At 61.2% G+C, this 24,048-nt stretch carries 28 protein-coding genes and 1 pseudogene; 13 read left to right on the top strand and 16 right to left on the bottom strand.

Annotated elements, in window-relative coordinates:
• Nucleotides 1-3 precede the first annotated feature (3 nt).
• The 7 genes from GobsT_RS08975 to GobsT_RS08945 all read left to right on the top strand — a co-directional run bounded on the left by GobsT_RS08975 (nt 4) and on the right by GobsT_RS08945 (nt 3,001).
• Nucleotides 4-360, top strand: a complete 357-nt coding sequence (locus GobsT_RS08975; RefSeq protein ID WP_010035170.1) for a hypothetical protein — start codon at nt 4-6, stop codon at nt 358-360.
• A 588-nt stretch (nt 361-948) separates the two neighbouring features.
• Nucleotides 949-1,176 (top strand): hypothetical protein, encoded by a 228-nt coding sequence (locus tag GobsT_RS08970; RefSeq protein WP_010035171.1) that lies wholly within the window; start codon nt 949-951, stop codon nt 1,174-1,176.
• A gap of 26 nt (nt 1,177-1,202) precedes the next feature.
• Complete coding sequence (locus tag GobsT_RS08965; protein WP_148087666.1) at nt 1,203-1,646, top strand: hypothetical protein; 444 nt, start codon at nt 1,203-1,205, stop codon at nt 1,644-1,646.
• Nucleotides 1,643-1,849 carry a hypothetical protein gene (locus tag GobsT_RS08960; RefSeq protein WP_010035175.1) on the top strand — a complete coding sequence of 69 codons (207 nt, stop codon included), beginning with the start codon at nt 1,643-1,645 and terminating at the stop codon, nt 1,847-1,849. The genes GobsT_RS08965 and GobsT_RS08960 overlap by 4 nt, the downstream gene beginning before the upstream one ends.
• 25 nt (nt 1,850-1,874) lie before the next feature.
• Nucleotides 1,875-2,156 carry a hypothetical protein gene (locus tag GobsT_RS08955; protein WP_148087665.1) on the top strand — a complete coding sequence of 94 codons (282 nt, stop codon included), beginning with the start codon at nt 1,875-1,877 and terminating at the stop codon, nt 2,154-2,156.
• Between the two features lie 372 nt (nt 2,157-2,528).
• Nucleotides 2,529-2,714, top strand: a complete 186-nt coding sequence (locus GobsT_RS08950) for a hypothetical protein (RefSeq protein ID WP_010035177.1) — start codon at nt 2,529-2,531, stop codon at nt 2,712-2,714.
• Nucleotides 2,711-3,001, top strand: coding sequence for a hypothetical protein (locus tag GobsT_RS08945; protein ID WP_010035181.1), 291 nt, complete (start codon nt 2,711-2,713; stop codon nt 2,999-3,001). Before GobsT_RS08950 ends, GobsT_RS08945 begins: the two co-directional genes overlap by 4 nt.
• Nucleotides 3,002-3,695: 694 nt before the next feature.
• On the opposite strand, the gene GobsT_RS08940 is transcribed toward GobsT_RS08945, so the two are convergent.
• Genes GobsT_RS08940 through GobsT_RS08925 form a run of 4 tightly spaced genes read right to left on the bottom strand, consistent with a single transcriptional unit; the run spans nt 3,696 to nt 5,599 of the window.
• Nucleotides 3,696-4,280 carry a hypothetical protein gene (locus GobsT_RS08940; RefSeq protein WP_148087664.1) on the bottom strand — a complete coding sequence of 195 codons (585 nt, stop codon included), beginning with the start codon at nt 4,278-4,280 and terminating at the stop codon, nt 3,696-3,698.
• A gap of 16 nt (nt 4,281-4,296) precedes the next feature.
• Entirely contained in the window at nt 4,297-4,482 is a 186-nt protein-coding gene (locus GobsT_RS38695; protein WP_010035192.1) for a hypothetical protein, read from the bottom strand.
• 44 nt (nt 4,483-4,526) lie between these two features.
• A complete protein-coding gene (locus GobsT_RS08930; RefSeq protein WP_010035194.1) occupies nt 4,527-5,345 on the bottom strand; it encodes a ComEC/Rec2 family competence protein in 819 nt (272 codons plus the stop codon).
• Between the two features lie 47 nt (nt 5,346-5,392).
• Nucleotides 5,393-5,599, bottom strand: a complete 207-nt coding sequence (locus GobsT_RS08925) for a hypothetical protein (protein WP_010035198.1) — start codon at nt 5,597-5,599, stop codon at nt 5,393-5,395.
• 601 nt (nt 5,600-6,200) lie between these two features.
• Between GobsT_RS08925 and GobsT_RS08920 the strand changes: the two genes are divergently transcribed.
• From GobsT_RS08920 to GobsT_RS08915, 3 genes are all read left to right on the top strand, one after another.
• Complete coding sequence (locus GobsT_RS08920) at nt 6,201-6,917, top strand: hypothetical protein (RefSeq protein WP_010035204.1); 717 nt, start codon at nt 6,201-6,203, stop codon at nt 6,915-6,917.
• A gap of 176 nt (nt 6,918-7,093) precedes the next feature.
• Nucleotides 7,094-7,768 carry a hypothetical protein gene (locus GobsT_RS37620; protein WP_010035208.1) on the top strand — a complete coding sequence of 225 codons (675 nt, stop codon included), beginning with the start codon at nt 7,094-7,096 and terminating at the stop codon, nt 7,766-7,768.
• A complete protein-coding gene (locus GobsT_RS08915) occupies nt 7,759-8,382 on the top strand; it encodes an NYN domain-containing protein (RefSeq protein ID WP_010035210.1) in 624 nt (207 codons plus the stop codon). Before GobsT_RS37620 ends, GobsT_RS08915 begins: the two co-directional genes overlap by 10 nt.
• Nucleotides 8,383-8,670: 288 nt before the next feature.
• On the opposite strand, the gene GobsT_RS08910 is transcribed toward GobsT_RS08915, so the two are convergent.
• On the bottom strand, nt 8,671-11,442 hold the full coding sequence (locus GobsT_RS08910) for a DEAD/DEAH box helicase (RefSeq protein ID WP_010035213.1): 2,772 nt from the start codon (nt 11,440-11,442) through the stop codon (nt 8,671-8,673).
• A gap of 614 nt (nt 11,443-12,056) precedes the next feature.
• Here GobsT_RS08910 and GobsT_RS08905 point away from each other — a divergent pair.
• The gene (locus GobsT_RS08905) at nt 12,057-13,367 is read left to right on the top strand and encodes a serine/threonine-protein kinase (RefSeq protein ID WP_010035218.1); all 1,311 of its coding nucleotides are present in this window, start codon (nt 12,057-12,059) and stop codon (nt 13,365-13,367) included.
• Between the two features lie 632 nt (nt 13,368-13,999).
• On the opposite strand, the gene GobsT_RS08900 is transcribed toward GobsT_RS08905, so the two are convergent.
• The 10 genes and pseudogenes from GobsT_RS08900 to GobsT_RS08855 form a co-directional block, all read right to left on the bottom strand.
• A complete protein-coding gene (locus tag GobsT_RS08900; protein WP_010035227.1) occupies nt 14,000-14,911 on the bottom strand; it encodes a tyrosine-type recombinase/integrase in 912 nt (303 codons plus the stop codon).
• 80 nt (nt 14,912-14,991) lie between these two features.
• A complete protein-coding gene (locus tag GobsT_RS08895) occupies nt 14,992-15,477 on the bottom strand; it encodes a hypothetical protein (protein ID WP_010035231.1) in 486 nt (161 codons plus the stop codon).
• Between the two features lie 14 nt (nt 15,478-15,491).
• Nucleotides 15,492-16,448, bottom strand: coding sequence for an AAA family ATPase (locus tag GobsT_RS08890; RefSeq protein ID WP_010035233.1), 957 nt, complete (start codon nt 16,446-16,448; stop codon nt 15,492-15,494).
• 61 nt (nt 16,449-16,509) lie between these two features.
• Entirely contained in the window at nt 16,510-16,785 is a 276-nt protein-coding gene (locus GobsT_RS08885) for a hypothetical protein (protein ID WP_010035235.1), read from the bottom strand.
• 181 nt (nt 16,786-16,966) lie between these two features.
• Nucleotides 16,967-17,731, bottom strand: a complete 765-nt coding sequence (locus GobsT_RS08880; protein WP_010035237.1) for a hypothetical protein — start codon at nt 17,729-17,731, stop codon at nt 16,967-16,969.
• A gap of 188 nt (nt 17,732-17,919) precedes the next feature.
• Nucleotides 17,920-18,264, bottom strand: a complete 345-nt coding sequence (locus GobsT_RS08875) for a hypothetical protein (RefSeq protein ID WP_010035241.1) — start codon at nt 18,262-18,264, stop codon at nt 17,920-17,922.
• Between the two features lie 112 nt (nt 18,265-18,376).
• Nucleotides 18,377-19,237, bottom strand: coding sequence for an AcrVA2 family anti-CRISPR protein (locus tag GobsT_RS08870; protein WP_148087662.1), 861 nt, complete (start codon nt 19,235-19,237; stop codon nt 18,377-18,379).
• Nucleotides 19,238-19,427: 190 nt separating this feature from the next.
• Nucleotides 19,428-19,727 carry a hypothetical protein gene (locus GobsT_RS08865; RefSeq protein WP_010035247.1) on the bottom strand — a complete coding sequence of 100 codons (300 nt, stop codon included), beginning with the start codon at nt 19,725-19,727 and terminating at the stop codon, nt 19,428-19,430.
• A pseudogene (locus GobsT_RS40980) lies at nt 19,724-20,130 on the bottom strand (DUF6915 family protein). The gene GobsT_RS08865 and the pseudogene GobsT_RS40980 overlap by 4 nt, the downstream one beginning before the upstream one ends.
• Complete coding sequence (locus GobsT_RS08855) at nt 20,130-20,468, bottom strand: DUF6878 family protein (protein WP_029600688.1); 339 nt, start codon at nt 20,466-20,468, stop codon at nt 20,130-20,132. Before GobsT_RS08855 ends, GobsT_RS40980 begins: the two are co-directional and overlap by 1 nt.
• A 452-nt stretch (nt 20,469-20,920) precedes the next feature.
• Between GobsT_RS08855 and GobsT_RS08850 the strand changes: the two genes are divergently transcribed.
• A complete protein-coding gene (locus GobsT_RS08850) occupies nt 20,921-21,775 on the top strand; it encodes an ArdC-like ssDNA-binding domain-containing protein (RefSeq protein ID WP_010035253.1) in 855 nt (284 codons plus the stop codon).
• Nucleotides 21,776-23,306: 1,531 nt separating this feature from the next.
• Here the strand turns inward: GobsT_RS08850 and GobsT_RS08845 are convergent.
• On the bottom strand, nt 23,307-23,669 hold the full coding sequence (locus GobsT_RS08845) for a hypothetical protein (RefSeq protein WP_010035255.1): 363 nt from the start codon (nt 23,667-23,669) through the stop codon (nt 23,307-23,309).
• Nucleotides 23,670-23,726: 57 nt separating this feature from the next.
• On the opposite strand from GobsT_RS08845, the gene GobsT_RS08840 reads away from it, so the two are divergent.
• Nucleotides 23,727-23,969, top strand: coding sequence for a hypothetical protein (locus tag GobsT_RS08840; RefSeq protein ID WP_010035257.1), 243 nt, complete (start codon nt 23,727-23,729; stop codon nt 23,967-23,969).
• The last annotated feature ends 79 nt before the right edge of the window (nt 23,970-24,048 follow it).

Here is a 24,048-nt window from a genome sequence, read left to right as displayed (position 1 = left end):
TCAATGAGCGATGACACCCGCCTGAACAAGCTCCAGGCCCAAACGTCATTCACCGCCGAGGAGCTAATCGAATTGGGCGAACTGGAGGACGCCAAGCTGAAGACGCTGGTTGACTCCGGTACACAACACTGGGGAAACTGGGTCTACAATCCCGCTGAACCGCCCTCCATCGACTACAAGCCACAACAGTACGAGATTGTCCTTACCCGAATCGACAGCACCGCCAAACTGGGCGACTGGTTGCTCCACCTGAACGAAAAGAACTGGATCACCGCCGAAGACCTTGGCAACCTCGTTAAAGGCGTCGAAGCCTTGGCAAGTATCGGCTACCACAGCATTCATGGCCGTGGCGTGGCCTAAAAGTACAGCAGTAAGATAGTGTCCCACCAGCAATTCCCGGCCAGTTCGTAAATCGATATTAGAAAAGGACTTCAGTCGTTTCGGGCTCGTAAATCAAATATATGATTGAATATACAATTACAGTGGACGCCTGTTAAGTATCTACCCCCACGCCTGGGAAATCAGCCTGTTTTCATTCTAAAATTTGAAATAATATTTATATGCTAACCGGGCTGTATGGCCGACTTGAGATGCCGGAACAGCCTGAAAAGACTACAAATTCGAGCTTTTCAAGCCGAATTCCACTTGCCGGGAATTGCTGGTGTCCCACCGATGCGGGTCACGGAGCGGAAGTGTTATCCGCCCGTGGCCCACTCCATTTCGTACCGGCCGTACTCTTTCAGTACATGGCAAAATACTACCCGCCGCCGTACTCCCGATTCGTGCAGCAGCAGCACCTCGGACTCGACAACCACACGCTGGCCACGCTGGTCCAGTGCGAGGTGCTCTCCGACATCCGGGAAATACTCGATGACATCGGCAACATCCTGTACACGGCACTGATCCACACGCCGACCATCCAAACAGTAGCCCGACCATACGAGGAAGATGAAAACCCCGATCCAAACGTACCAACAGATTCTTCACGATCACCAGACGGATCGGCAGACGGCCGCAACCCTGGCCCTGGCTGACCAAATACACACGCTGGTCAAACTCCTGGCGAACGTGGGCCAGGCTGTCCAAAAGATCGAGGCCGACACCATCAAGAATACGCCGGTGAACTTTGAGGCCGCCGCAATCAGGCACATCCAAGATCAGTATGTACAACGGTGAAAAAGTGCCAGCATCAAAAAGGCCGAGTGGAACAGTACATACCCAACATGGACGAGAGCAAAGACGAAAAGCCGCTGGTCATCCGGGACGAACAAGGCCGATTGTTGCCCGGTTCGAAGCTCAGCAAAGGCGTGAGGAACCCCGCCGCCGCAACCCAGCATTCGCTCCAGCGTCAGTTCCGTGAAACCGTGGGCACCGACCGTTTCCGTGATGTCGTCGAACGGCACCTCCAGCTAATCGCCGAAGCCGCTCCAAAAGACGCCAAAGGTCTGATCGAGTTGCTGTACTCGTACTACCTCGGCCGACCGAAAGAACACATCGAGATGGACGTGACGCAATCGACCCCGCCCGTCGCTTTGAACCTGGACACGACCGACCTGGCCGCACTCCACCGAATGCGACAAAAGCTGTCCGCCGTGAACGACGACGAGGACGACGTGATCGAACTTAACCCGAACGGAGAAGCGTGAAACTGACCCCCGATCCTTTCGATGCCGAGACCTACCCAGACCGTGGCGTCCTCTACGTCCGTCAGCCGGACACCGGCGTCTTGATTCGCCTAAATGTGGCTTTCGGCATCTCCCTTTATGACGGTGACTCCCGTGACATAATGTTCTCCGGCACCGCCATCGGCAAGCCAAAGGTCATTAAGCTGGCTCAGTCCTCGGACTGACCGAACTGTATGCTTGGAGGGCGGGGTGTACCTCGGCAAACACACCACGATTGGTATCGACTACGGCCGCATTCTGAACACAGTGGAAAAGACGATCAGGGGACTGTTCTTCAAGCACACCGGTCAGCCGCTCCCGAAGGATCACACAGTGTTCCGGCACTTGTTGCCGAAGGTGGGCAAAGCAACTTCCGACAAGTCCCGGACCCTGTTAAATGAGCTTGTCGAACTTTTACTTACGATGCCGGTGGTGTCCATTGGTCCGCAGGTCTTCCGGTACAAGTACTGCATCGAGGAAAAAAAATCATAACGCCTTTTACATCATGCTCCTGTTTTACGACCAATATGAGTTCATCGGTTGGACGCACCCGATTCGGGACACACTAGAGGAGACCCCGGCACCGCCCGGTTGATCGTTACCAAATTTCGGAAAAGGCCCTGGCAAACGCCGGGGCCTTTCTCTTTTAGGGGATGATAACATTCAACGATTTGCAGTTCAGACAACACCCAGCATCCCCATTTGATAGCGTCCAGGCCGTAGAGCTTTTCGAGAACGGGTACGGCGTCTCGGTGATCGGTGGTTCATCAGGACTATATCACGGCGATGGCGTGAACACGTTCGAAGCGGCGGTCCTGAAACAAAATGGCAAAGGGTAGCGATTGAGTACCGAAAGGGGGCCAAGTGATCATCGAGACGGCAGAACAGAAGGTCCGCCGGTTGGAGGAGACACTGGCGAAGTTGAACGCAAAGATGCACCCTCGGTTTGTGGAAGCTGCACCTCCGGAAGTGCTCCAGAATCAACGGGAACTGATCCGTGAGTTCGAAGGCAGACTTGCCGCCGCTGTGTTGGAGAGGGGGGCCAAGTGAACTTGAAGAAGCTCGACACGGCCGTCCTTCGTAGCAAAGTCGCCGCCCGGGTGCCGGTGCCGATCTGCTCCCTTGGCGTCCAGTACGTCACTGACCCTGTGGTGATCGAGGAAGCCGGTTGTCAGATGATCGAGGGGCGGGTGATCACGATGACGGCATGGGGTCCGAGTGCCGTGGCAGCGTGCGTGCCGTGGGGCCTCGGTGTCTCGGAGTCCGACGTGGTGAAATCCCTGGTGGCCTGTCTGCGTTATGAACTGGAGAAGGCCCACGATCCGAAACGGCCATGATTGGACACTTAGTTTGACGGGACCAGACCCGACCAGTTTTTCCGGAACGTCCGGAAAAACTGGTCGGGTTCCTCTAGTCACCCTCTTACTCAATGGGTGGATCGCTAATTTGCCACGTCCACCCGTCATTTTCTGGATGGCGGCCGCTTAGCTCATTAATTGCCTTCTCCCACGAATCGTAGTTTTGCCCGCCCGCCTCCCCTTGTTGTGGATTCACGCATACAGCATGATCTCCAAGTGGAATAAAGTGGTAGCTTTCATACTGCCGAACTCCTGCATGCATGCGACTGATTCGAAACACTTTGCCTTTCCGAGCCATTTTAATCCTCCAGAACATTAAGCGTTGGGCGACACCGGAATCCATTGTACTTAAATTCGAACGCTTCTGACGAAAGATCCCGCACTCACTCCCAGCCCGGTTTTTGCCCAGTCGTGTGGGCCACAGAGACACAGGCGGGAACTTGCTGCCTCATCCCGCAGCCGTCACACCGGTGGCCCATGCCCGGGTGTGGGGCTCCAAGACTACAGCGGCTTTGTGGGTGAACGGGGCAGTAACCCGGACACTTTTTACCTTTCACCTGCACAATTGCCCTGACTCTTCTTTGCTGCTTTCCGTTCATTTCAAACCCCCATATTGTTGCCGACAAGATATTTTATGCTGCTGGGGGGGGGGGGACGGCGTCAGTGCGGGCGATCACTCTTCATACTTCATCAAGAACACGGGCACGGTTGGCATATCAAGTTCAAAGAACGCAAGCAGGCGGTGGTTGCCTTCAAGCACCGGGGGCGGGTCGAGTTCTGCCAAATGCTTGTCTTCCCAAATCGGGAAGGCGGGCGAACCAGACTCAAGCAGCCCCCGAATCGTCTTGATGCGTTTGAGATCGTCACTCGAACTGAACTTTTTCAGCCTGCCATTTAACCAAGTCCTGTACCGCTCTAGTGGGAACTCTTGATACTCCATCACGACGCTCCGCCCGAGACCCAATTTCATCCTGGTAATATCATGCATATCCGGTTTATCTTTCTTGCGTGGGAACTTATTCCTGGCGTGAAAGTAATCGTCGGCCCCACCGTCCCCTTGCAGTGCGATATACCTTTTAACCTCTTCTCGGCAGTATGTTTGGCCGGGCGTCAGTTCTGGCATCTGGATCATTGGGCGTTTCTCACTTCTTATCGACATCGTTATTCGGCTGTTGTCGCAACCAGAAGTTGCCCGGCGAATGCGTGGAACGCTACTCGATCTTTTTCCTTCGCAGCATTCCACCAGCACCTCCAGCACTGGCAGTGTGTTTCGTTCACTCCGCCTCTCGCACTTCGTTGATCGCCCCTTCGATCGCCTCTAGTGCCGGGTCGGTGGTCTTTAGTCCGACAAAGACCCGTTCGCCCGTAGCAGCATTCTTAAAAACCAAATTCAGCACAAGCTCGCTGCCGTCCCCGTGGTCCACCGCAGCCGATACCAGTTCGTGCGTAGCCCGTGTCATGTGTAGCCCCCTTTCGTTCACTGCCTTACGTACCCCCATTTTACTTAAGCCCCGCTGCTCCGATTGCATTTTTCCCGACACTCCCGATAATGCCCAGCAGTTGCCAAAAGTGACGGCGACTGCACGCACCCGCCGTGACCCACCGCCAGGAACGTCACCCGCATCTCGTCGGACGTGTGCGGCGACAGCCCGAGAGCCGCGCCGAAGGTCGAGAACACGACGAGGGCGACGAAGAGGTGCCGCGAGCGGCGCCCGTCGAGCAGCACCAGCCCCGCGACGAGTACGTAGAACCCGACGAGCCACCACATCGGCGGCCCGGGGGCGTACACGTGGCCGCCCGGAACGCGGTCCGCCAGGTGAACGATCCACTCGCACCCCGCCAGACACGCTTCCGTCACGCGCGCGAACGGCCACGCGGCCCACACGGCCAGCGGCGACAGCACCAGGAGCACAAAACCGGCAATGAGCGCAACACCGGTCAGCACGACCAGCGGCGGCCCGATGAGGACGGCGACCGGCGAGGCGACGTTCTGCCACGCCAGCACCAGCGGCACGTTCACCGCCGTCAGGATGAACCCCACCGCGAACAGGTTCCACGCCCACCGCAGCGCCGCGCGGGCGGCCTTCTCGGTCGGCCCGCGGGTCTCATCAATGAGTTGTTCGATGGGCGTGAGGTCGCGCGGCTTGAGCCATCGCGCCGCACCGAAGAGAAGCACGAACACGCACAGGAACGACAACTGACAGCCGGCGGTGAACGGGTCGGTGGGGTTCAGCGCGATCACCACCAGCCACGCGAACGCGAGTACGTTCGCCAGGATCACCCGACGCCGCAACACGATCCCGCCGCAGATTGCACACACCATCACCAGGGACTAGACACTTGTGAAAGATTGTCAACAGTGCTGGGATTTTAGGGTTTTGGTGGCATCGGGCGGTAGACCAGCGTGAACCCGTGCTGGAACTGGTCAAGCACTTCTTCGGCTGTGTCCTTGTCCGGGTAACCGTTGCGTAGAAGGAACTCCAGCAGTTCGGCGTCATCGGGGAATGGGGCATCAATTGCCCGTTCCCGGTTCAGCTTTCTGGCCAGTTCTGTGAAGTCGTCGGGGGTGTTTTCCATGTCAGCACTCCGATAAAGCTTGGTCGGACGTTTCAGTTTAACAGGTCGTCCGGGCTTCGGGGAACGCTCGGTTCAGGTCGCAGTCACGCACCTGTTTCCAGTCCGCAGCGCCGTACCAAGCCCGCCTTCTCTGGAAGTGACAGTTCCGGTTGTGATGGCCCTCTTCCACGAACCCCGGCCGGGGCGTTTACAGCCCAGCGGCTTTGCCGGTCAATGTCCCGGCATGAACATCTGGATGCCGTAACCCGGCGCAGTCGCCTGCATACTCTCGATCTCGTCCGTCGTGGGCGGGGCGGCGGTCGCCGCTCACCGCCTGAGTGCCGGTGGTCGTGTACTCCTCGGGCCACACCCACGCCTCCAGCGTGCAAGGGCTAAACCTCTCCAGGGGTGTGACGATCCGGGTCCGGCCGTCAAAGTACATCACGCCGTCGAATACGTTCCGAGGTGGGGATGCGACCCTGGTGTTTAAGTTCATTTTCTGGTAATATCCGGCCTGAAGAAAAGACCCGACAAGAGGGGGAAACCGATGACTGGTGCTGTACCTCCGAAGCGGGTTTGTCCCCCGGCCAAGAAGCCCATTTGCGGCGAACGCCAGTCGTGCGTGCCGGACGCCCAGGCGGTCCAGCCGTTCCCGACCGAAGGCGAGTTGTTCAGAAATCTGGACCTTCGGAAGCCCGGCCTGAACGACCGCATCGGCGGGGTTCTGGGGACGGTTCGTTCGTACAAAATGATTTCGGTCCACCCCGACGACCGGGGCCAGCACCAACAGTACGGATCGGGGCCGAACTTCCAGGGCGGTTGTCTGACGCTCTGTACTTGTGCCCACCAAATTCGAGCGGAGAAGAAGAACCCCGGCGACTGGAACGGCTCCTGGTTGGCGGGCTTCACCAGCCCCCGGCTGTGTGGCCGGACGTGGCTGTTCTACCTTGCTCAAGTCGAACAAGTTCACCGGACTGCTGCCGCTCTCTGGAACGCACTTCCCGCCGATCTCCGACTGGCGAAGACGACCCGCCGCAACCGGCTAGGCGATGCGTTCCAACCGAATTCCGCTTCGTCGTGCGCCGATACTTTCGACGCCGACCACTACCACCCGCCGATGATCGGCCACAGCCATCACGAGACGGCCAGGGACGACAACTGGAAGAAGGACATCGAGTTCTTCAACCCGCTGTTCGGGCGACACTCCGTCTACCTCGTCGCAAACCCGGAACTCACCTTCCTCTGGCAGACACCAACGCTGTACTTGAAGGACCACCCCAGAAACCAAAGTTGGGAAAGCGTTGACGAACTGATGGCGAAACTGAAAGTGAATGCCTGAGTACCGTCCTGTTCACTTTCTGCTCCTCGTCAGTTGTGGCAAGAGGGGGCAACTTCACGTCACCCTGTTTGAAGACGACCGGATGGACTCGTCCCCGACGCACATCGTCCTGGAAGGAGAACTGTCTGGAGTCTCAGTAGAGTGCTTGTGGGCTGCCGGGACTCAGGGGAACGACCGTGACGATTCTTGCCGTCGAAGACCTGGCCGGTCGGCTTGCGCAATTCCTGAAAGATGGGATTGCGCCCCTGCCCGAAGGCTTCTTCAATTCGTTCGAGTACACGGCCACCGGGAAGGCGCTTACGCATCCGATTGTGTTCGGCTTGCTGGCCCGGTTCGCCTGGGGGGTAGAAGGTGTGTCGCATGTCGGGTTGGACGTGGCCCTGAACGAAGGCGCTGGGGTCAAGTTCAAGCCGGACGTGATCGGCTACACGGACAGCCTTCTGCCGATGTTCATCTTGGACTACGAAAGCCCGAATTCGTCTGACTACCGGGTCATCGAAAAGGACGTGGACGGCTACATCGACTGGCGGGACCACATGGGCAGCACCGTGCCCTACGTCATCATCACAACCTTGCCGCAAGAATCGAGTTGGTGGGAATGCCGATGGGTGGGCAAAGGAAGCTACAACCACAACTTCAAGGACAGAAGGAAGGAATGGGCAGCGAATCCTCGGCAATTCTGGCACAGTGTCTACGCCCCGGAGTTCGCAAGCCGATCAATGTCGAACATCGCCGTTGTGAACATCGACGGCAAGAACGTCACAAGGGTGTTCCCAGAAGTTTCCGACAAGCAATGCATGGACCAAACGCAGGAACAAACCGAAACCGCTGGGGTAAACACATGCTCATGATGGGAAAGAAATTCTACGTCTACGTTGACGGCGAAAGCCACTACATCCGCAACGAAGGCAAAGCCAAGAAACTCGATGGCTTCACGACGTTGGGTAAGGTTCAGCGGGTTGGCAACTCGCAAGGCCAGGACGTGAAGGTTCGAGACGACTGCCACTTTTTTTGGGATTCGGAATACCTTAACAACCTTCACCCCGACAGAAAGGTCTACTTCACCGCCTTCACTGGAAACGACAACGTACTACACGATGCCCACGTTTATCTCAGGTCGTTACATTTCGAGCCGTACATCATCAAGGAAGACAAAGGGTTGAGGGATCGGCGACGGTCGAAGGCGAACGACGCAGGAGTCATCGAGAAGCCGAAAGGGGCAGATATAGCTCTCGCCGTTCGGATGATTGAAGACGCCGTACTGGACAACTACCAGATAGTTGGCTTGTTCACGTCTGACGCCGACTATCTTCCCGTCATTAAGGCCGTGCGACGTATGGGGAAATACGTCGTCGTTTACGGCTTCAAGGAGAACCTGGGGAACCCGGAGTTGGAGTACGTTCCCGACGAATTCGTTGACTTGGGTTCCTACTGGAAACGAACCTGCTACAAGATTATCGCCTAGACAGATGTCATGCGTCCGCACCCCTTGCTAGGTGACCCAAATAACATAAACTCACAGATGCGTGACGGCTGTTTCGACATGCCGTGTTGCCAGGTATCATGGGGCGAAAGCGGTGGCGGGCAAGCCACGACGGAGGTGGAGTAGCAGGGGGTGACGGACTTCCAGGAGATGCTGCGTCACCTCCGCCGAAGCCGAAGCCGCTCTGAGCGCCGTCGTGGGCGTGAAGGCCGACCGTGGGCAGGTGGCGTCGTGACCGTGCGGGCGTAACTCGCCGACCGAGTGATCGGCTCAGACGCCTTCCAGGATCGACAACCCCTGGGCGAAATCGCAACGAGGGTAGTTCTCGCAGCCCAGGAAGAAGCCGTGCCCGCTCGACCGGGCGGTGAGCGGGTGCCCCGCCGGGCACCGCATCCCCTGAAGCCGGACCTTGAGCCTGGCGTCCTCCAGCGACAGCCGTTTCCGGTGCGAGCACTCCCGCACCTGAGGGTTGACGCAGACCAGGAACCACCCCTCGCCCCGGCTCTGGCGCAACACCAAGTCCCCGTTCGGGCACTCCGGGCAGTAGAACCGGCGGGCCTGGTTCGGGTCCACCTCGTCGTCGGCCAGGTGTGAGAAGCCGATCCGCCACAGCACCCGTGTCACGTTCGGCGAGTTCACGGCCACCCACCGCCCCCCAAGCGGCACGCACACGTACCCGCCTCCGGCGAAAACCGGCGGACAGTTCGAGCCGGTTCGGACGATGATGTCGTTCTGCCCGATCTTCGGTTCGACGTCGTGGGTGACGAACAGCTTCCGTGTCGCCGTCAACCGCTTCAGCGCCTCGACGCCGGGCTTCGCCGCACCCAAAGCCGGATCGTGGCTGTAGAGGGCGGGCAGGTGTTTGGCTTCGGTCGCCGGGAGAGCGCCTGGGCTGTCCGCCCAGGTTAACTTTTCGATCACGTCGGCGGCGTTGAACAGGGTGATCCCGGTCCCGAACTCGGACACGACACGCTTCCAGAACGGCATCGCCTTCGCCAGTTCTCGGAGCATCGCTTTACTGCCGATGACGACCAGGCGGTCCCTGGCCCGGCTGATCGCCACGTTGAACAGCTTGTCGCAGTGCTCGTCCCGGAAGAAGGCGGCGAGCTTGTCGGGCGAGTGCGTGGTCAGGTCCACGACCACCGCCTTCGCTTCCGACCCCTGCGCCCGGTGGATCGTGCTGGCGGTGGCCTTCCGCCCGCCCCGCTCCCGCAGGTCGAATGCGAGCGCCGAGAGGAGCGACCGCTGCGGGCGGAACGGGGACAGGAGCAGGAGTTCGTCTTCGGGAATCCGCTCGATCAGGGCGTGAATGATCGGAACTGCGGCGAGGTGGTAGTAGGACTTCTCTGAAATGGAGTAGGGGCGTGTCTCCCACTCGCCCCCCACGTCGATGAACTCGACCGTCGGGCCGGTGGCCCCACGCCCGTGTCGGAGGAGGTCGTTGTAGCTCAGTCGGCTGACCACGCCGCCGATCTCGGTCGTCATCCGGTATTGCGTGCGCAGCAGACTGAGCCGGGTCGGCGCACTCCCGTCGGCGGCGATCCCGAACCAGTCGTAGACGTTCTGGCCGAACCACCGTGCGGCGTTTCTTCCGTCGGCCTGCACGATGGGCGGTAGCTGCTGCGGGTCACCGGCGTAAACCAGATGCGCCCCGGCCAGCATCGAGGCGGCGACGGCGTACAACAGCGACACCATCGAAGCCTCGTCCACCACGACCACGTCGAACGTCTGCGCCCGAAGGGTTTTGTCGAGCACCATCTTCGCCAGGGTGCAGCCGGTAACAAGTACGCTATCCGCCAGCGCCGGGCCGGCTTCGTCCGCTTGCTTCTGGAACTCACTGATCCGTGTCTCGTACTCACGGGCCTCGTTGTGGAGGGCGTGCAGCCGATCCGGGTCTAACGGTCTGCTCCGAAGCTGCTCCTGAATGTCGGCGAGACGGTTCTGGGCTTTGGCGACGAGCCGGGCGGCTTTCGGGTTCTGGGCGGCGAGCTTCCCGCCGAGGGTTACTTCCCGGACGACCGGATCGAGTGAGGAGCCGAGCCGCAACACACGGTCCTTTTCTTCAGGCTGCAGCCGGGACAGCACCGCCTTCAGCGCCACGTCCACGGCGGCGTTCGAGGTCGAGACGACCAACACCCGCTGACCTTGCCTGAGCCACCGGGCGACGGCTGCGCCGAGCGTGGTCGTCTTCCCCGTTCCGGGCGGACCCCAGAGGAGGTGGAGCGGGGTCGCCGCCATCTCCTCGACGGCAAGACACTGCTCCTCGTTCAGCTTCGGGTGCGGGCGGGGTTGTACCGGGGACGGTGCGGGGGCCGTCTTGGTCAGCACGAGCCGGGCGATCTGGCCGCCGGTCGGGGCCAACTCGGACACGAAGCCTTCCAGCGCACGCAGGATGAACGTCGGGTCGAACGTCATCTGCAATAGCTTGGCGTCCGCCGGGAGCGGATTCTGGCACACGACCACCAAGCCCTCGTCGTCCGACTTCACTACCACCGCCGAAATCGTCTCTCTGGGATTCCGAGTTTGGAAAGTCACCGCTTGATCGGGCGTCAGATGGACCGGCGTAGAGAGAACCAGACGGTAGATGAACCCGCCCGGTGCGTCGGCGAGGTGTTCGATCCCGTCGATGTCGAGCCACGACGAACGAACGTCCTCTTTGGCGGCGGCGATCTCCTCACGCACAGCGGCCTCCACCGAGGCCAGGTCGTCGGGCGAAAGGACCGGCGGGCAGGTTCGCACCGGCCGTGCTATCGGCGGGCGTGGAACGGGCAGAACAGAATTTGGCGTTAAGCCCGGCGAAGCCGGAGCCGGTGTGTCCCAAATGGCGTCAAGCCCCGTGTAGCGCCAGCGGAACTCCTCGTCCCTTGTCGCCGACCCTTGCCCGGTCAAGTCGCCGGACAGGACGGCGGCGACCTCGGACTTGGTGACGACCCCGCCGCCCGGTTTGGCCCGCACTCGGTCGAGGATGTCTTTCGACAACATCGGGGCACGAGCGGACCGGAGGATGCGGGTGACCTCGGCGGCGAGTTGCTTGCGATCCATAAGGCGGATGCCTCACGCCGATCCGCTCCGGGTCGGAAGTCGAGGGTGGAGGGATCATTGTGCTCGGAACGAGTATAGCATTCGTTAGCGGCCTCGTTTGAGGGGAAGTGTTCCTGTGGATTCGGCCCCACGGCAGGAGGGCGCCAAATGGCGAAGCGGACGTAAGCTCGGCACGGGTATGGGTTTCGTGAGACACCGGCTCAAGCGGCTACGCTGGTCGTTCTTGTCACCTATCTGACAGGTCGTGAATGGCGTGATGCGGCGCTAGGAAGCCTCACGGTCTTGCTGGTGGCTGCGATGCTGGAAACGATGTCGGTGCGTGACTGGCTTTACCCGCCGGACGACGAGAAGCCGGGACGTGAGTAAGCCGAGCATCCGAGGGCGGCATCCTGCCTTACTAGTGCTTTGCGTTTCTCGAAGCGGCGAGCCTTAGGGTCACGGCTCGCCCACTCTCAACATTCGCATGGGTATCCCGTGCTTCGCCTTGCCTGTTAAGGTCAGCAGCACGGCACCCTGATTCGGCAACTCGTGCGGTCGGAAATCGGGGTGGGGGGGCGCCCGGCGGGTATAATGCGGCAGACGCACCGACTAGCGCAATCTTTGGAAGTTGCCCAATGAGCCAGCGGTATCTCGACGTAAGCCTGATCGGGGAAGGCGGGTTTGGGCAGGTGTATCTTTGCACCGACTCGACAACGGGACAAGATTACGCCAAAAAGAAGCTTTTGCCCGGAGCCACACCGAGCGAAGTCGAACGCTTCGTTCGGGAGGTGCGTTTGCTGTCCCTCTTGGACAATGAACACGTCGTGAAGGTGGTGGGTTCGCACATCAGCAGTGCGCCCTACTACTTCGTCATGCCGCTTTACCGGACATCCCTTGAAAAAGAACTTTGGGATATCTCGTTTCAGCCCAGCAGGGCAGTCCCGATCTTCAACCGGATTCTCGCTGGCGTCCGACACGCCCACGAGCATGGCGTGATCCACCGTGATCTGAAACCACAAAACGTCTTGATGAACACGGACGAAGATTGCGTGGTTTCCGATTTCGGCTTAGGTCGGCAACTCGACGCAGAGACAACCCGAAAAACGATGACGGGGGACAAAATGGGTTCCCTGATGTTCTCTGCGCCTGAGCAGTTTGCTGATGCAAAGGATACAGACGTTCGAGCGGACGTATATTCGCTAGGGGTGATTATTTACATTCTTTATGTCGGACCGATCGCTTACTTAGACGTTAACCACCACAAAATTCCCGCCCACTTACGCTCCGTCATTCGGCGGGCGACCCGACCGGAGCGGGAGCAACGGTATGCCACCGTTGCCGAAATGCAGGATGCGTGGATGACAGTCTCAGGGCAGAGGACCACGGCGTCTGCTGTCGAGCAGATGAACGCCGTGATTGCCTCGCTGGCAAAGACGACGGATGCGACGGGATTAACGGATCGGCTGCATGATCTGATGGTATCAAACATTGACGACAAGAAGGTGATTTTTGATGCCGTGATGAAGCTTCCTGTGCAAGCTGTTGCGCTTATGGAGGCTCGTTACCCCGACACGTTTCACACCATTATTCGCACCTTTGCTGAGGTCGTCGCTGATCCTTTCATGAACCACGGCTTCGACTTCATGGATACCATCGGGAAGCAGTGCCGAAGGCTTTACGACGCATCCGGTGACGTAGAGGTGCGGTCGGAAATCTTGTCCTGCGTGTACGCTCTCGGTTACGGTAGCAACCGCTGGTTCGTGATGCGACTATTCAATGACTTAGTCCAGCAGCCAAAACTGCCGGGCGAAGGAATGATGCTTGCGGAGCGGCTCCAAAAGCACACGGAGTGGCAAGAGCAAGCAGCAAAGCAACTGTCAGCCGCCCGGCTTGATTTCCACCTCCGGGCATTCTTCTTTCCCGACAATCCTGCTGACGATTTTTGAGGCATGAGGAAGCCGGCGACGCTCCTCACGAAGCAGGATGAACTCGGCGGCCTGCCAAATCGCTTACGATGCCTTCTGCTGCCCGAATGACCACGAAGACGACCAAAGCCCCTACGAAGGCTGTGAGTAGGGTGTGGTTCGCTTTTCTTTGAGGGTCGAAATCCTGGCCCGTCGCCAATTTTCCGCCCGCCGATTTTTCGACCCGACCCCATCGACACTTCTTCTACTTTTCGGGGGCACTGCTTCACACCCGCCGTTCGAAAATGTTACTCGGTTAGAAGAACGAGGTGGTCGCCGTAGCCGTCAGGCACGGGGGAGGCATGGTACTGCTGAGAAGGTTTTGGTCAGGAGTTAATTAATTTCATTGTTTGCCACGCAGCCGGGCAGTCGTCGCAGCAGCACCGCACGCAAGCTCCTTCATTCAATCCGTAGAGCGCTGCCGGGCATCGGTCGTTGCTCCGGTCGCTTTCGGTCTCGAACCGGAACGCCTAGCCGCCGACGATCAGCGCCGGAGGACGGTCCACGGGCACGGTGCAGGTCACGCTCCGGCCCTCGGTCTTGTGGGGCTGGTTGGTCAGCGTGCCGAGCTTGAACTCGCTCATGGCAATCCTCTCGTTACCCGTGCGCCACGGTCAATACGTCAGCTTGTCGGCGGCATCGGCCAGTTGGTCGTGGCTCCGGCGGGCGTACCGGGCCGTGGTGTTCAGGTTCTCGTGCCCGAGCAGTTGGGCCAGGGCGACGAGGTCGTTCTCGTTGTCCGCAAGGAACTGGTGCGCCATCGTGTGCCGAAACAGGTGTGGGTGCAGCTTCACGCCGATCAAGGCGCTGTACTTGTCGCACATCGCCCGGACGCCCCGGTCCGTCAGCGGCCCACGTTCCCCGATGAAAACAATCTGCTCCTTCACCGGCGGTCGGGTGTCGAGGTAAGCCTGGATGGACTTGCGGGCGGGCAGCGGGAGGGGAACCGACCGTTGCTTCCCTCCCTTGCCGAGCCGGAATACCACTGTTCCCGACCGCTCGGTCAGCATAAGGTCTTGAAGTTTAAGATTCACGAGATCGCCGATCCGACAGCCGGTGTACAGAAGCAGGTGAAAGACCGCCGAGGCCCGCACGTCCTGGCGAAGCTCGACCTCCCGCAACAGTTTTCGCACCTGATCCCGTTGGAGTCCCTTCGGCGCAAGTTGCACCCGCCGGAGTTCCTTCACGCCCACCGCCGGGTTCGAGGCAACGTGCCCCTGCTCGGCGAGCCACCCGAAGTACCGCCGTACGGCCACGAGTGCCCGGTTGACGGTGGAAACGGCCTGACCCTTTTCCCGGCGGAGGTGCTCCCGGAAGTCGGTCACGTCCCTCATGGTCACCCGACCGACCCGGAACGGTTCCCGGTTCACTTCAGCGAACCATACGGCGAACTTCTTGATGTCGAGGGTGAACGCTTTCCGGGTTCCCGAAGCGAAGTCGTGGGCGTCGAGGAAGGTGGTGAAGAGCGCTGCCTCTCCCTCTCCGACCTGAGTGGTGCCGAAAACCTTATTCGCCGAATTCTTCACGGATTGATGCTCCGAATGTGACGGGATCGGGACACGAATCTGACGCTACCCGTCCGGGATTGGGCGGAGAATGTCCCTTATCACCCCACCTTATCCGCCGTGTTCTGTCGCAACCGGAGGAACACGGCCCGGATCACTTCGCCGACCGCCACCCCGCCCGTGCCCTTCGGGAACGATTCCTTGATGGCGTCGTTAACTTGTAATGCCGTCGCTTGAACCAGGCCGAGCGCCCGGATGCCGTCAAGGATTTCATCGTGCTTCTCAGTCGGCGCTGGTCGGGGCTTGGCCGGTCGAGGCGGCGGTGCGGTGGCGGGCTGGCGCCGTGCGTAGAAGAGGACGACCCGCCCGTTCACCCCGCAGTTCCGGCGGCGCACTTCGAGACACTGCGCCTGACCCGACTCGTCGTAGTAGGGGCGTCCCGTCGCCTCGTCTCGGAGGGGCTGAGGGAAGACGCCGGACTTCATCAGTTGGTGGAATCGCTGGCGGGACAGTCCGACCGTCCGGGCCATGTCGCTGACGCTCACGCCGCTCTTCGCATCGGCCGGTTCTTGACCACTTTTTGACATCAGCGTTCCTCGATTCAGACGCCATTTTTCCGACAAATGGAAACGAAGTGGTCACGCCCCTCGGCGGTCAGTTGCCGTCGCCCCTGGTCGTCCTTTGCCACCAGCCCCGCCCGGATCAAGAACGGCTCGGTCACCTCGGCGACGGTGCGGGTCGGCAGCCCGAGCCGAGATGCGATCACGTTCAGCCGGTTCGCCCCCTCACCCAGAACGGCAAGGTACTGCTGCTCGGTGGGGCCGAGGCCCAGGCCGTCGATCCCTTCCAGCAGGCACGCCCGTTCGAGATGAACTCCGGTGACCCGCTCGTCGCCCTGCGAGCGGCACACCCGGCGTGCGGCCTGGAGCAACCGCAGCGCCAGGCGTGGCGTCCCACGGGAGCGGGCGGCGATGGGGCGATAAACATTAACGTCCACGTCCCAAGCCAGCGCCGCCGCCCGCTGCCGGATCAGTTCGGCCAGTTCCTCCGCCGAGTAGAACCCGAACCGGAGGCACAGCCGCATCCGGTCCCGCAGGGGTTGGAGCAGCTTGAACTCGTCGGTCGTGGCGAGCAGGAGCGTGAAGTCGGCGAGCGGTATGGCCTGCGGCGTCCGGCCCTTCGTCTGGAGCAGCACCCGGCGCTGGTCGATGGCGAGGTAGAGGGCGGTCTGGTACTCTCGGTCGAGTTCGTGCGCCTCGTCCAGAAGGATCACGTCCCGGTCCTTCGCCCCGAGCAACAAGGCGTTGAGGTCGGCGGGGGACTGGATCGCCTGCCCCAGAACCTCCTGAAACTCGCCCGCCATTTCCTGTGCGATGACTTTCGCCGTTTGCGTCTTTCCACACCCCGGAGGCCCACACAATAAGGCGTGGTCGAACTTCTTGGCGTCCTGGTGGGCGGCGTCGAGGGCGACCCGGACCTGCTCGACCACCGACCGCTGGCCGATCAGGTGGGCGAGTGAGGTCGGGGCCACGTCGCCGATCTCGTGGTGCTGGGACATCGGACGGTGTTCTCCGGGCGAGTCGGTCGAATCATCGCTCGAAACTTCGGGCGGCGGAAGCTCAGTACTCGCCCGGCAGGAGGATGCAAGTCGAGGAGCGGTCGGCCTCGGTGATGACCCAGACCGTTTCGCCCTTCGTGGTCTGGTAGCTGCTCATGAGCCGCCCGCCGTCCCGGAGGGCGATCTCGTTCTGTTTGGTGTCGTGCCCGTCGAGGTCGCCCCAATCGCCTCTGGCGTGGCGCTTGAGGAAGTCGGCCGGAGATTGCCCCGCATCACGCAGCGCCGCCAGCGCACCCGGCGTGGCGACCAGTACACCCAGCCCGAATCTGGCAATCATGTCACTGCCCTCGTGGTGTCGGATGCGGAGAAGCTCGGCAGCGCCGACGCCGAACCGGGTGTATGGTCACCGGACTGGGGGCGGACGCCGGAGAGCGCCACGCCGGAAATGACTTCTCAATTCGGTGCAACGACTTTCGCCGCCGAGCGGTTCCGACGGGCGGAACCGGGCGCAACGGGCTTCACCAGATGAGTCCGGCGAGACGGAGCGCTTTCATCCGTTCGGGGTCGGCCAACATCGGGCACGAGCGAACGAGTTCGGCCCGGACCTCGGTCTGTTCGGTCGAGAAACACACCCGCAGCCACTCGACCATCCGCCCGACCGCTTCCGCCGGATCGACTCCTTTGGCGAGTTCGTGTTTGAGATAAGTTCCGTCGGCGGTGTCGCACCCGAACCGCTGGGCGACGAGGAGCCGTCGTGTCGAGTTCACCCGTCCCATGTGAACGAGCTTGCCCCGCCTGCGGGCCTCGGCGGTTAACCGCTTGGCGTAGGGGCCGAGCTTCCACTCCGTCGAACCGCCGATGAAGCCCACATCGAAAGCATCCCACGGCATGTTCTCGGCCGTGGCCCCGTCCTGCCACACGAGGGCGGCGGGGCACTGCCACCGACGGATGGTTTGAAGGGTCGGCAGGGACGAGCGCAGGGTTGCGGACCAATCGAACGGCGTGTCGGGAGCGGTGGCGAACAGGAGGTCCGGGCCGAACTGCTCCAGCCCCGACTTCACGAGCCGTTCGTACCCGGCCATCGTGAACCGGCCCCGACCGGCTTCCGTGAAGCACCCGTTGTCGATCCCGCAGTAATCGTAAAACTGGCTGGCGTCTCGGAGGTACCAGGCGGTGAGGGGTTGAACGAGAACGCCCAGCGGCGGACGAACGCCGTACTCGCCGTCCTGTGCGGCGACCGAATCGAGTTCGGGGTGGCGCACGCCGGTCAGGTAGCGAATCATCGGCCTCTCCCGGTGGTGAGCGAGAGCCGTCAGGCGCTCGGCGACCGGGAGTGCGTATGGTCACTCGTGGAACCGTTCGGCGGCCTGGGTGGGGCGGCCGTGTGACACGGATTTGCCTTGCCTCCGACCGACGGCTCCATCAGAGGTTTCCGAATTTCGGAATTCGCCGTCGATCCGACCGTGAATGGTCAACTGGGAATCTCCTGCCGGATGACGGCCTGACGTGCCTCCCGCCAGTGGGCGGCGTAGACCTCGCACGTCTCGGCGTCCACCACGAGCCAGTGCTGCGCCTCTTCTTCGGAGTTGCCCAGGTGGAGGCCGTTCTCGTCCCGCCACGCCAACACCTCCTTGCGCCGGATGAAGGCCAGATAGTAGTGGTTGTCCGCCAGACCGCACGCCGAGGACTGGCCGTCGTCCCAACACGCCTCGTCGCCCATAGGACTCCAATACAGGCCGATGTAGCGCCGCTGGCCGGGGTAGCCGAACGTGCGGAGGAAGTCGGCGGGCAATCCGAACGGTGCTTTCAGGAACATGCTGTGATCCCCAGATGTTGCGCCGACACGGGCACCTCCCGTGCGGTCGAACCCTGGGCTGTATGGTCACCGGCACCCGACGGACCGGCCTTCGATCCGCCGTTCGTGCGCATCAATAGGCGAGCGTGTACTCGGTGTGCGTGCCCCCAAAGTCCCGCCTCCCGCCGACGGCGTACGGTTCAATAAACACGAGTTTGCGCTCCGCCCGCCGAGGCCCACACGCCTGCATCCGAAAGTGCCCTCGGCGCTCGTGCGGGCGCTGCCGCAGGCCCGTCGGAGGCCCGGTGTCGTGAGCGGCGAGAGAAGAGGGCCGTATTTCGATCCGACGCACCGGTTCGACCAGCACTGGCTCCCGCTTCAACTGGCGCTGAATGTCCCGCCACTCGTGGTGCTGCTCCCGCTTCCGGCGCTTCAGTGCCTTGACCCGGCCGGGATTGGCGTGCCGCTCGGTCGTGCCCCGGACGCTCAGGTACAAACCGGCGTTGAGGGCGATGTGGATCACGGAGGCCGTCTTCCGGTCGAGTGTGTCGCCAATGTTAACCGCCACAGAGCGCTCGTCGTCCGGGTAGATATGAAAGGCAGTGACGGCCCGACTGTCGCCCGTGTAGGGAGGGCGGGCGATAAACCCGGTCACCACCACCCGGCCGGGTGCGAGCCGGTCCACCGCCACGAACGGCCAGCGCCCCTCCCCCTCACCGTCGGTGCCCGCCTGGAGTTCTTCGGGCAGGGCGTAAAACATGGTCGGAAACGGCTGCACGTAGTCGGCGGCACTGATGTCGGCGTCGCAGTTGGCCAACACGTCGGCCTCGTGGGGGGACAGTCGAAACACTTTCACACCGGCCGAAAGCGCCCGGCTGGCGGTCAGGACGCTGTGCGTACAGACGTGGTAGCCGGCGTCGATCGGAAGGGTGCGAGCGGCGGCGATCAACCCCGGAGGGGCGTTCGTGACCCGATGGCCCAACGGTTCGCCCACAACCTCGAACTGGGGTTTCCAGCCGGGTATTCCGAAATTGGCGAGATAAATTTGGATGTAGTCTGACATAGGTTACCATCTCGCAATCGTAGGTAGTAATGAGGAATTGTCATACTTGCGGACCTGCTGAGGGGAGCGAACCGTGCGGCTCGCCTCCCTCATACGTTTTCTCTCGCCCTTGCCGATCTCGTTACAAGTTAACCCCGGTTGCCCGGCTGGAAGCGTGCGGTACGGTGTTGCCGGTCAGACGCCTTTCGGCGATATCCCTGTTCTCTGATGGGCCTGGCAGCGATAGGGACCGAACCCCGGCCGACCGGCGGAGGAGCCGCTCGACCTTTCGGGTGGCGCCCTTTCGCCGGTCGTTCTGACGCACCCGCTCACGGGTCAGGGGGGGGGCCACGAACAGCACCTCACCCGTGCGCCGGGGGTAGCGGATTTCCAGCCCCAGTTCGGCGGCCCGCCACTTGGCGTCGATGAGGTTCATGGTCATTTACGAGCGGACCTCCCGAGCGATCCGGCCGGTGGTGGGCGGATCGGTAGTCTCACAGGGGGCCGGAGCGGGTCCGACAGCCGCTCGGCAGAAGCGCCCACCCACGGCCGGGGTGCGATCTCCCTCAGCCAGTCGGCGGCCGTCGGGATGCGGCCCAGGTCTTCCTTGACGTGCTGCTCGCCGACCCTGCGGACCGGAACGATACGCCCGTCCGAGTTGGTCAGGGTCCGCCCGAAGGTCGCTTCCGTCTGAAAAATGCCTTCGGCGTGGTGGCGGAGGGCACGGTGACGGAAGTCGGGAACGCCTTCGTTGCGTCAAACCAGTCGTGGACGGGCTGGTAGTCCTCGGCCCGCCCGCCCCACCGCTTGACGCTGCTGAGGGCGTGGTGGTAGGGGTGCGCCATTAGTTGCCCTCCAGAATCGACACCACAAAGTCTTCGTCCGAGTAATCAATCACCCTTACCGTGTGCGAAAAACTGGCTAATCCTGTTTCGACATCAATCTCGACCTCGCCGAACGATCCGTCGTCCAGTTCCCAACCGCCCTGCTGTTCATCGAGCATTTCACACACCAATTCCTCGACTAAGGAATTGATTTCGGGTGTGGGTTTAACCTGTGCCCCATCCGGGCCGAAGCAAGTCACCGAGTCGATCATGCCCTCATCGTCCGAACTATCGTAAGAAATCTCCAGCCGACTCACGGCGCTCTGCTGAAGCAGGGCTAGAATCTCATGCTTCGTCATCGTCGTCTCCAAGTTAAGTGTTTGATCCGACGCCGGATCACAGCCGGCGCTCATGGGATGGCGGAGTCGGTTGGCTCCGAACGGCCTGCCTCTCCTCCGATCCGGTCTGCATTAAGCCATCTCAGTGGAGCGGATTCAAGTCGTGAGAGAAGCAGACTCGGCCCAACCGTCTCGTCAGCAAATGAACTTTGCGGTCGAGCGCCTGACGGGTGCCCACAGCCGTTTCCACCGAACGGAACCTGATCCCGGCCCTTCAAGCGACAATGGCCTCGTGTCTTCCTCGTGGTTCTCCGCACGCTCGACCTCTTCCTTGCGCCGTGACCATACGCCCGCTGATCTCCGCCCGGCACGTTAACAACCCTCCCCCGTTCTGGGTGACCATACACCCCCATCCCTCGAAGGCAGTTCGCACCCGGCGGTTCGGTGTGCGGCGTGACCACGAGGGACGGGCCATGAAGTACTTCGGCAGTGCGGAAGAGGCGGCGGCGGGCATCGTGAAGGCGTTTGAGAACCCGACGGCGTTACCCGCTCCGCTCGCCACACTGTTCGTCAGGACGGGCGACGACATCCCGTGCCGCAAGTGGTCGTGGCGCAACCAACTGCTCGTGGCGCTGGCCGGGCACACCGACGCACGGGGCTTCCGACAGTGGCAGGGCGTCGGGCGGTTCGTGAAGAAGGGCGAAAAATCGCTCACGATCCTGGCACCGATCATCAAAAACGTGAAGGACGAGGAGACGGGCCAAGACAAAGAAATCCTGATCGGCTTTCGTGGAATTCCGGTGTTCGGAATCGGGCAGACCGACGGCGCACCGCTCCCCCCGGCCGACCCGGAAGCGGAGCGCTGGGTCGAGTCGCTCCCGCTGGTGGAAGTCGCTCGAAAGTGGGGGCTGCGGGTCGAAGTCTTCGAGGGCGAGGGGAGCGGGCGACACGGCTTCTACCGCCGGAAGCAACTCATCGGCCTGGGCGTCAAGAACCTCTCGACGTGGGCGCACGAACTCGTCCATGCCGCCGACGACAGGGCCGGAAACCTGAAGGAAAAGGGCCAACACTGGCGCTCGGAAACCGTGGCGCAGTTGGGTGCGGCCGTTCTGTTGCGGCTGCTCGGAAGCGAAGAAGATGCTGATTTGGGCGGCTCGTGGCGGTACATCGCCGGGTACGCACTCTCGGAGCGGTTGGACGTGGTGTCGGCGTGTTGCGCCGTGCTGGAGCGGGTGTGCGAAGCGGTGCGGCTGATCCTCGATACGGCGGAGGAGATCGCCGCAGCGGGAGCGGCGAAGGACGAAACGCAAGTGCCGGTTAACTCTTAACCCGGACAATGGACGGCTCGGCGAAGGACGGTCTTTACGCCGGGCCGTCCTGAACGTTTTTGGCCAGCACACTACGCCCCTGGTGACCATACACCCCGGTTGGTGTGGCGGCCCACATTCGGGCACGCCCCTCAAGATGGGTGTTCACGCCAATGTCCGACGACGAAGCGAAAGAGCGTCTGCGGGAGGTGCTTGCGGCCTACTCAGTCGGGTCTGTCCTTCACCTGTTGTCCGAGCTAATCGAGGCAGACGCTCGTGCGGCTCGGCGGGACGGGGATGACGGGCTGGATCAGCAGTTGTTCCACGCCGCCTACACACTGTTCGTGGTCGGCCTGGGGCTTCACGCCATCCTCCCCCGGTAGTCTGCTGATCGGCCGCCCACCACCGCCGCCCATACCGCCCGGCTCGGTCACGGACGGAGAAAATGTGCGCCGGTCGGAAGGTGGTGTGCGCTGGTCGGTAACAGCAAGCGGTCGGGTCGAGTTGCGCCGGTTCGCACCCCGGCCGACTTGTTAACCGGGCGGTACCGGGTGCATCTTGCAGGAAGCCCGCTCTTGTGACCCGCACTGCGCATCGGGTCATTGCACCGCCAGCGTTTCAGCTTGGGTGTGCTGGGTGTGCGCCGGTCAGTGGGCGTCACCCGGGTGACTTGCTCGCCTCCGGCGAGAGCAACGGCAGGCGTCCGCCAAAGCCCGGACGCCTGCCACGAGCGGCGCTGCGTTCGGGTTGTGCTGGTGGAACACTCAACATTAACCATGTCACATTCACCAGCGAACCCGACCTGAACCAGACAATCGGTGCGGGTGTCCGGGCTTTGGCGGACGCCCGCATTGATTCACCGCAGGTGCCGGTAACTCTTGTTGCGCTCGTCTCGAACTGTCCAGAGTGAAGGCGTATTGACCCCGTGCCGAAGCACGGGAGCGTATTGTTCGCCACTGGTTGATTTACGTGTTCGTAGCGTCTCACCCCGACAACACGGCGGATAGGGGCGTCCTTGCTATTGAGTTCCACGCAAGTGAGCTTACCTTTGGCAGTTCGCCATATTCTTTAACCCGTGTCTGTTCGTCGCACGTTCACACGGTATCCGCACTGAGCCATTTCGCACGCCCTTCAGTAGTAGGCTTCACCGTGTTTTGCTTCTCCCGCAAGAGCCGCTAACGTCGCACACAGCACACGACTCGCTTGCCATTCAGGGGCTATTTAATTAGATTATATTATATATTCATCACTCATCTTTCAAGAGAATCTTATTTACTGAATCCCTTCTCAATGCTCAGTCAATTGTGTAGGCGATATAATAATTTATCGCTTGGGCATAATCGACAAATGAATTTGATTGACGTTAATGTTTTGCCAGGCCACCTGCTTCGCCCGACTCTGCTCTACCGTTCGGTACGCAACGACGCCGATCTTCGGACGCTTCAGTCTAATTCTGCGGGCTGCGCACCTCTGCACACCTCTTCGACCCCGCCGCTCCCATCGAGTGCCCGTTCGCCAAATTCCGGTTTTCGGAAATTCGGCAGCATGACTTTCAGCAAGCGCCTGTTCCGGCCAGCGTAAACGACAAGTAGTCGCCTGTCGGCACTTTCACGTCCAGCGTCACTTCTCGACCAACCGTGATTCTGCCGCTCAGTTTGGCCCATTGCCAGTCCCAGCAGACAATCGGGAATCTCTGTCCGTCGGCGTCTCGGACGTGCAGGAAGTAGCACGGGTCGCCGGTCCTCGTTACTCGCTCGTCCACCCGGAGGACTTCGACGGGCAGGCGGAACACCTGCAACGGCGTGGCCTCGGGCGGGATGTCGCTGAGTGACTGCACACTTGTCGGCCCCGACCTCGGTGCGGCGGCGGGGGGCTGCTGACGCTTCAACTCACGGAAATGATCTGACCAGTTCATCGGAATTCTCCTTTTGCCACTATATATGTGTTAAGTTGAGAATATTTTGAGGAAAATATGACGAATGTTAACAAATGGGAGTGCTACACATATGCAGGGGCGGCGGAGGTGCTGGGGGTGGCCGTGTGGCGGTTGCGGTACGCCGTCGATTCGGGGTACTTGCCGGGGCCGGGCGTGGTGTTCAAGCGGCGGGCGCTGTTCGCTCCGGGGCAGATCGAGGGGATGCGGGCGTACTTCAGCCGTGAGGACAGACGCAACAGGGCGACTTTCCCGGTGGCGAGGCGTCCCTCGTCACCGTAGGATACTTGGGCTTCACGAACAGCACTTTAAAGATTGCTGCGGGGAACGGCCCGATCACGGCGGAGTCCGGCGCTTTCGC

It is taken from the genome of Gemmata obscuriglobus (assembly GCF_008065095.1).
GTDB classification, from domain to species: Bacteria; Planctomycetota; Planctomycetia; order Gemmatales; family Gemmataceae; genus Gemmata; species Gemmata obscuriglobus.
This window is presented reverse-complemented; position numbering and strand designations above follow the sequence as displayed.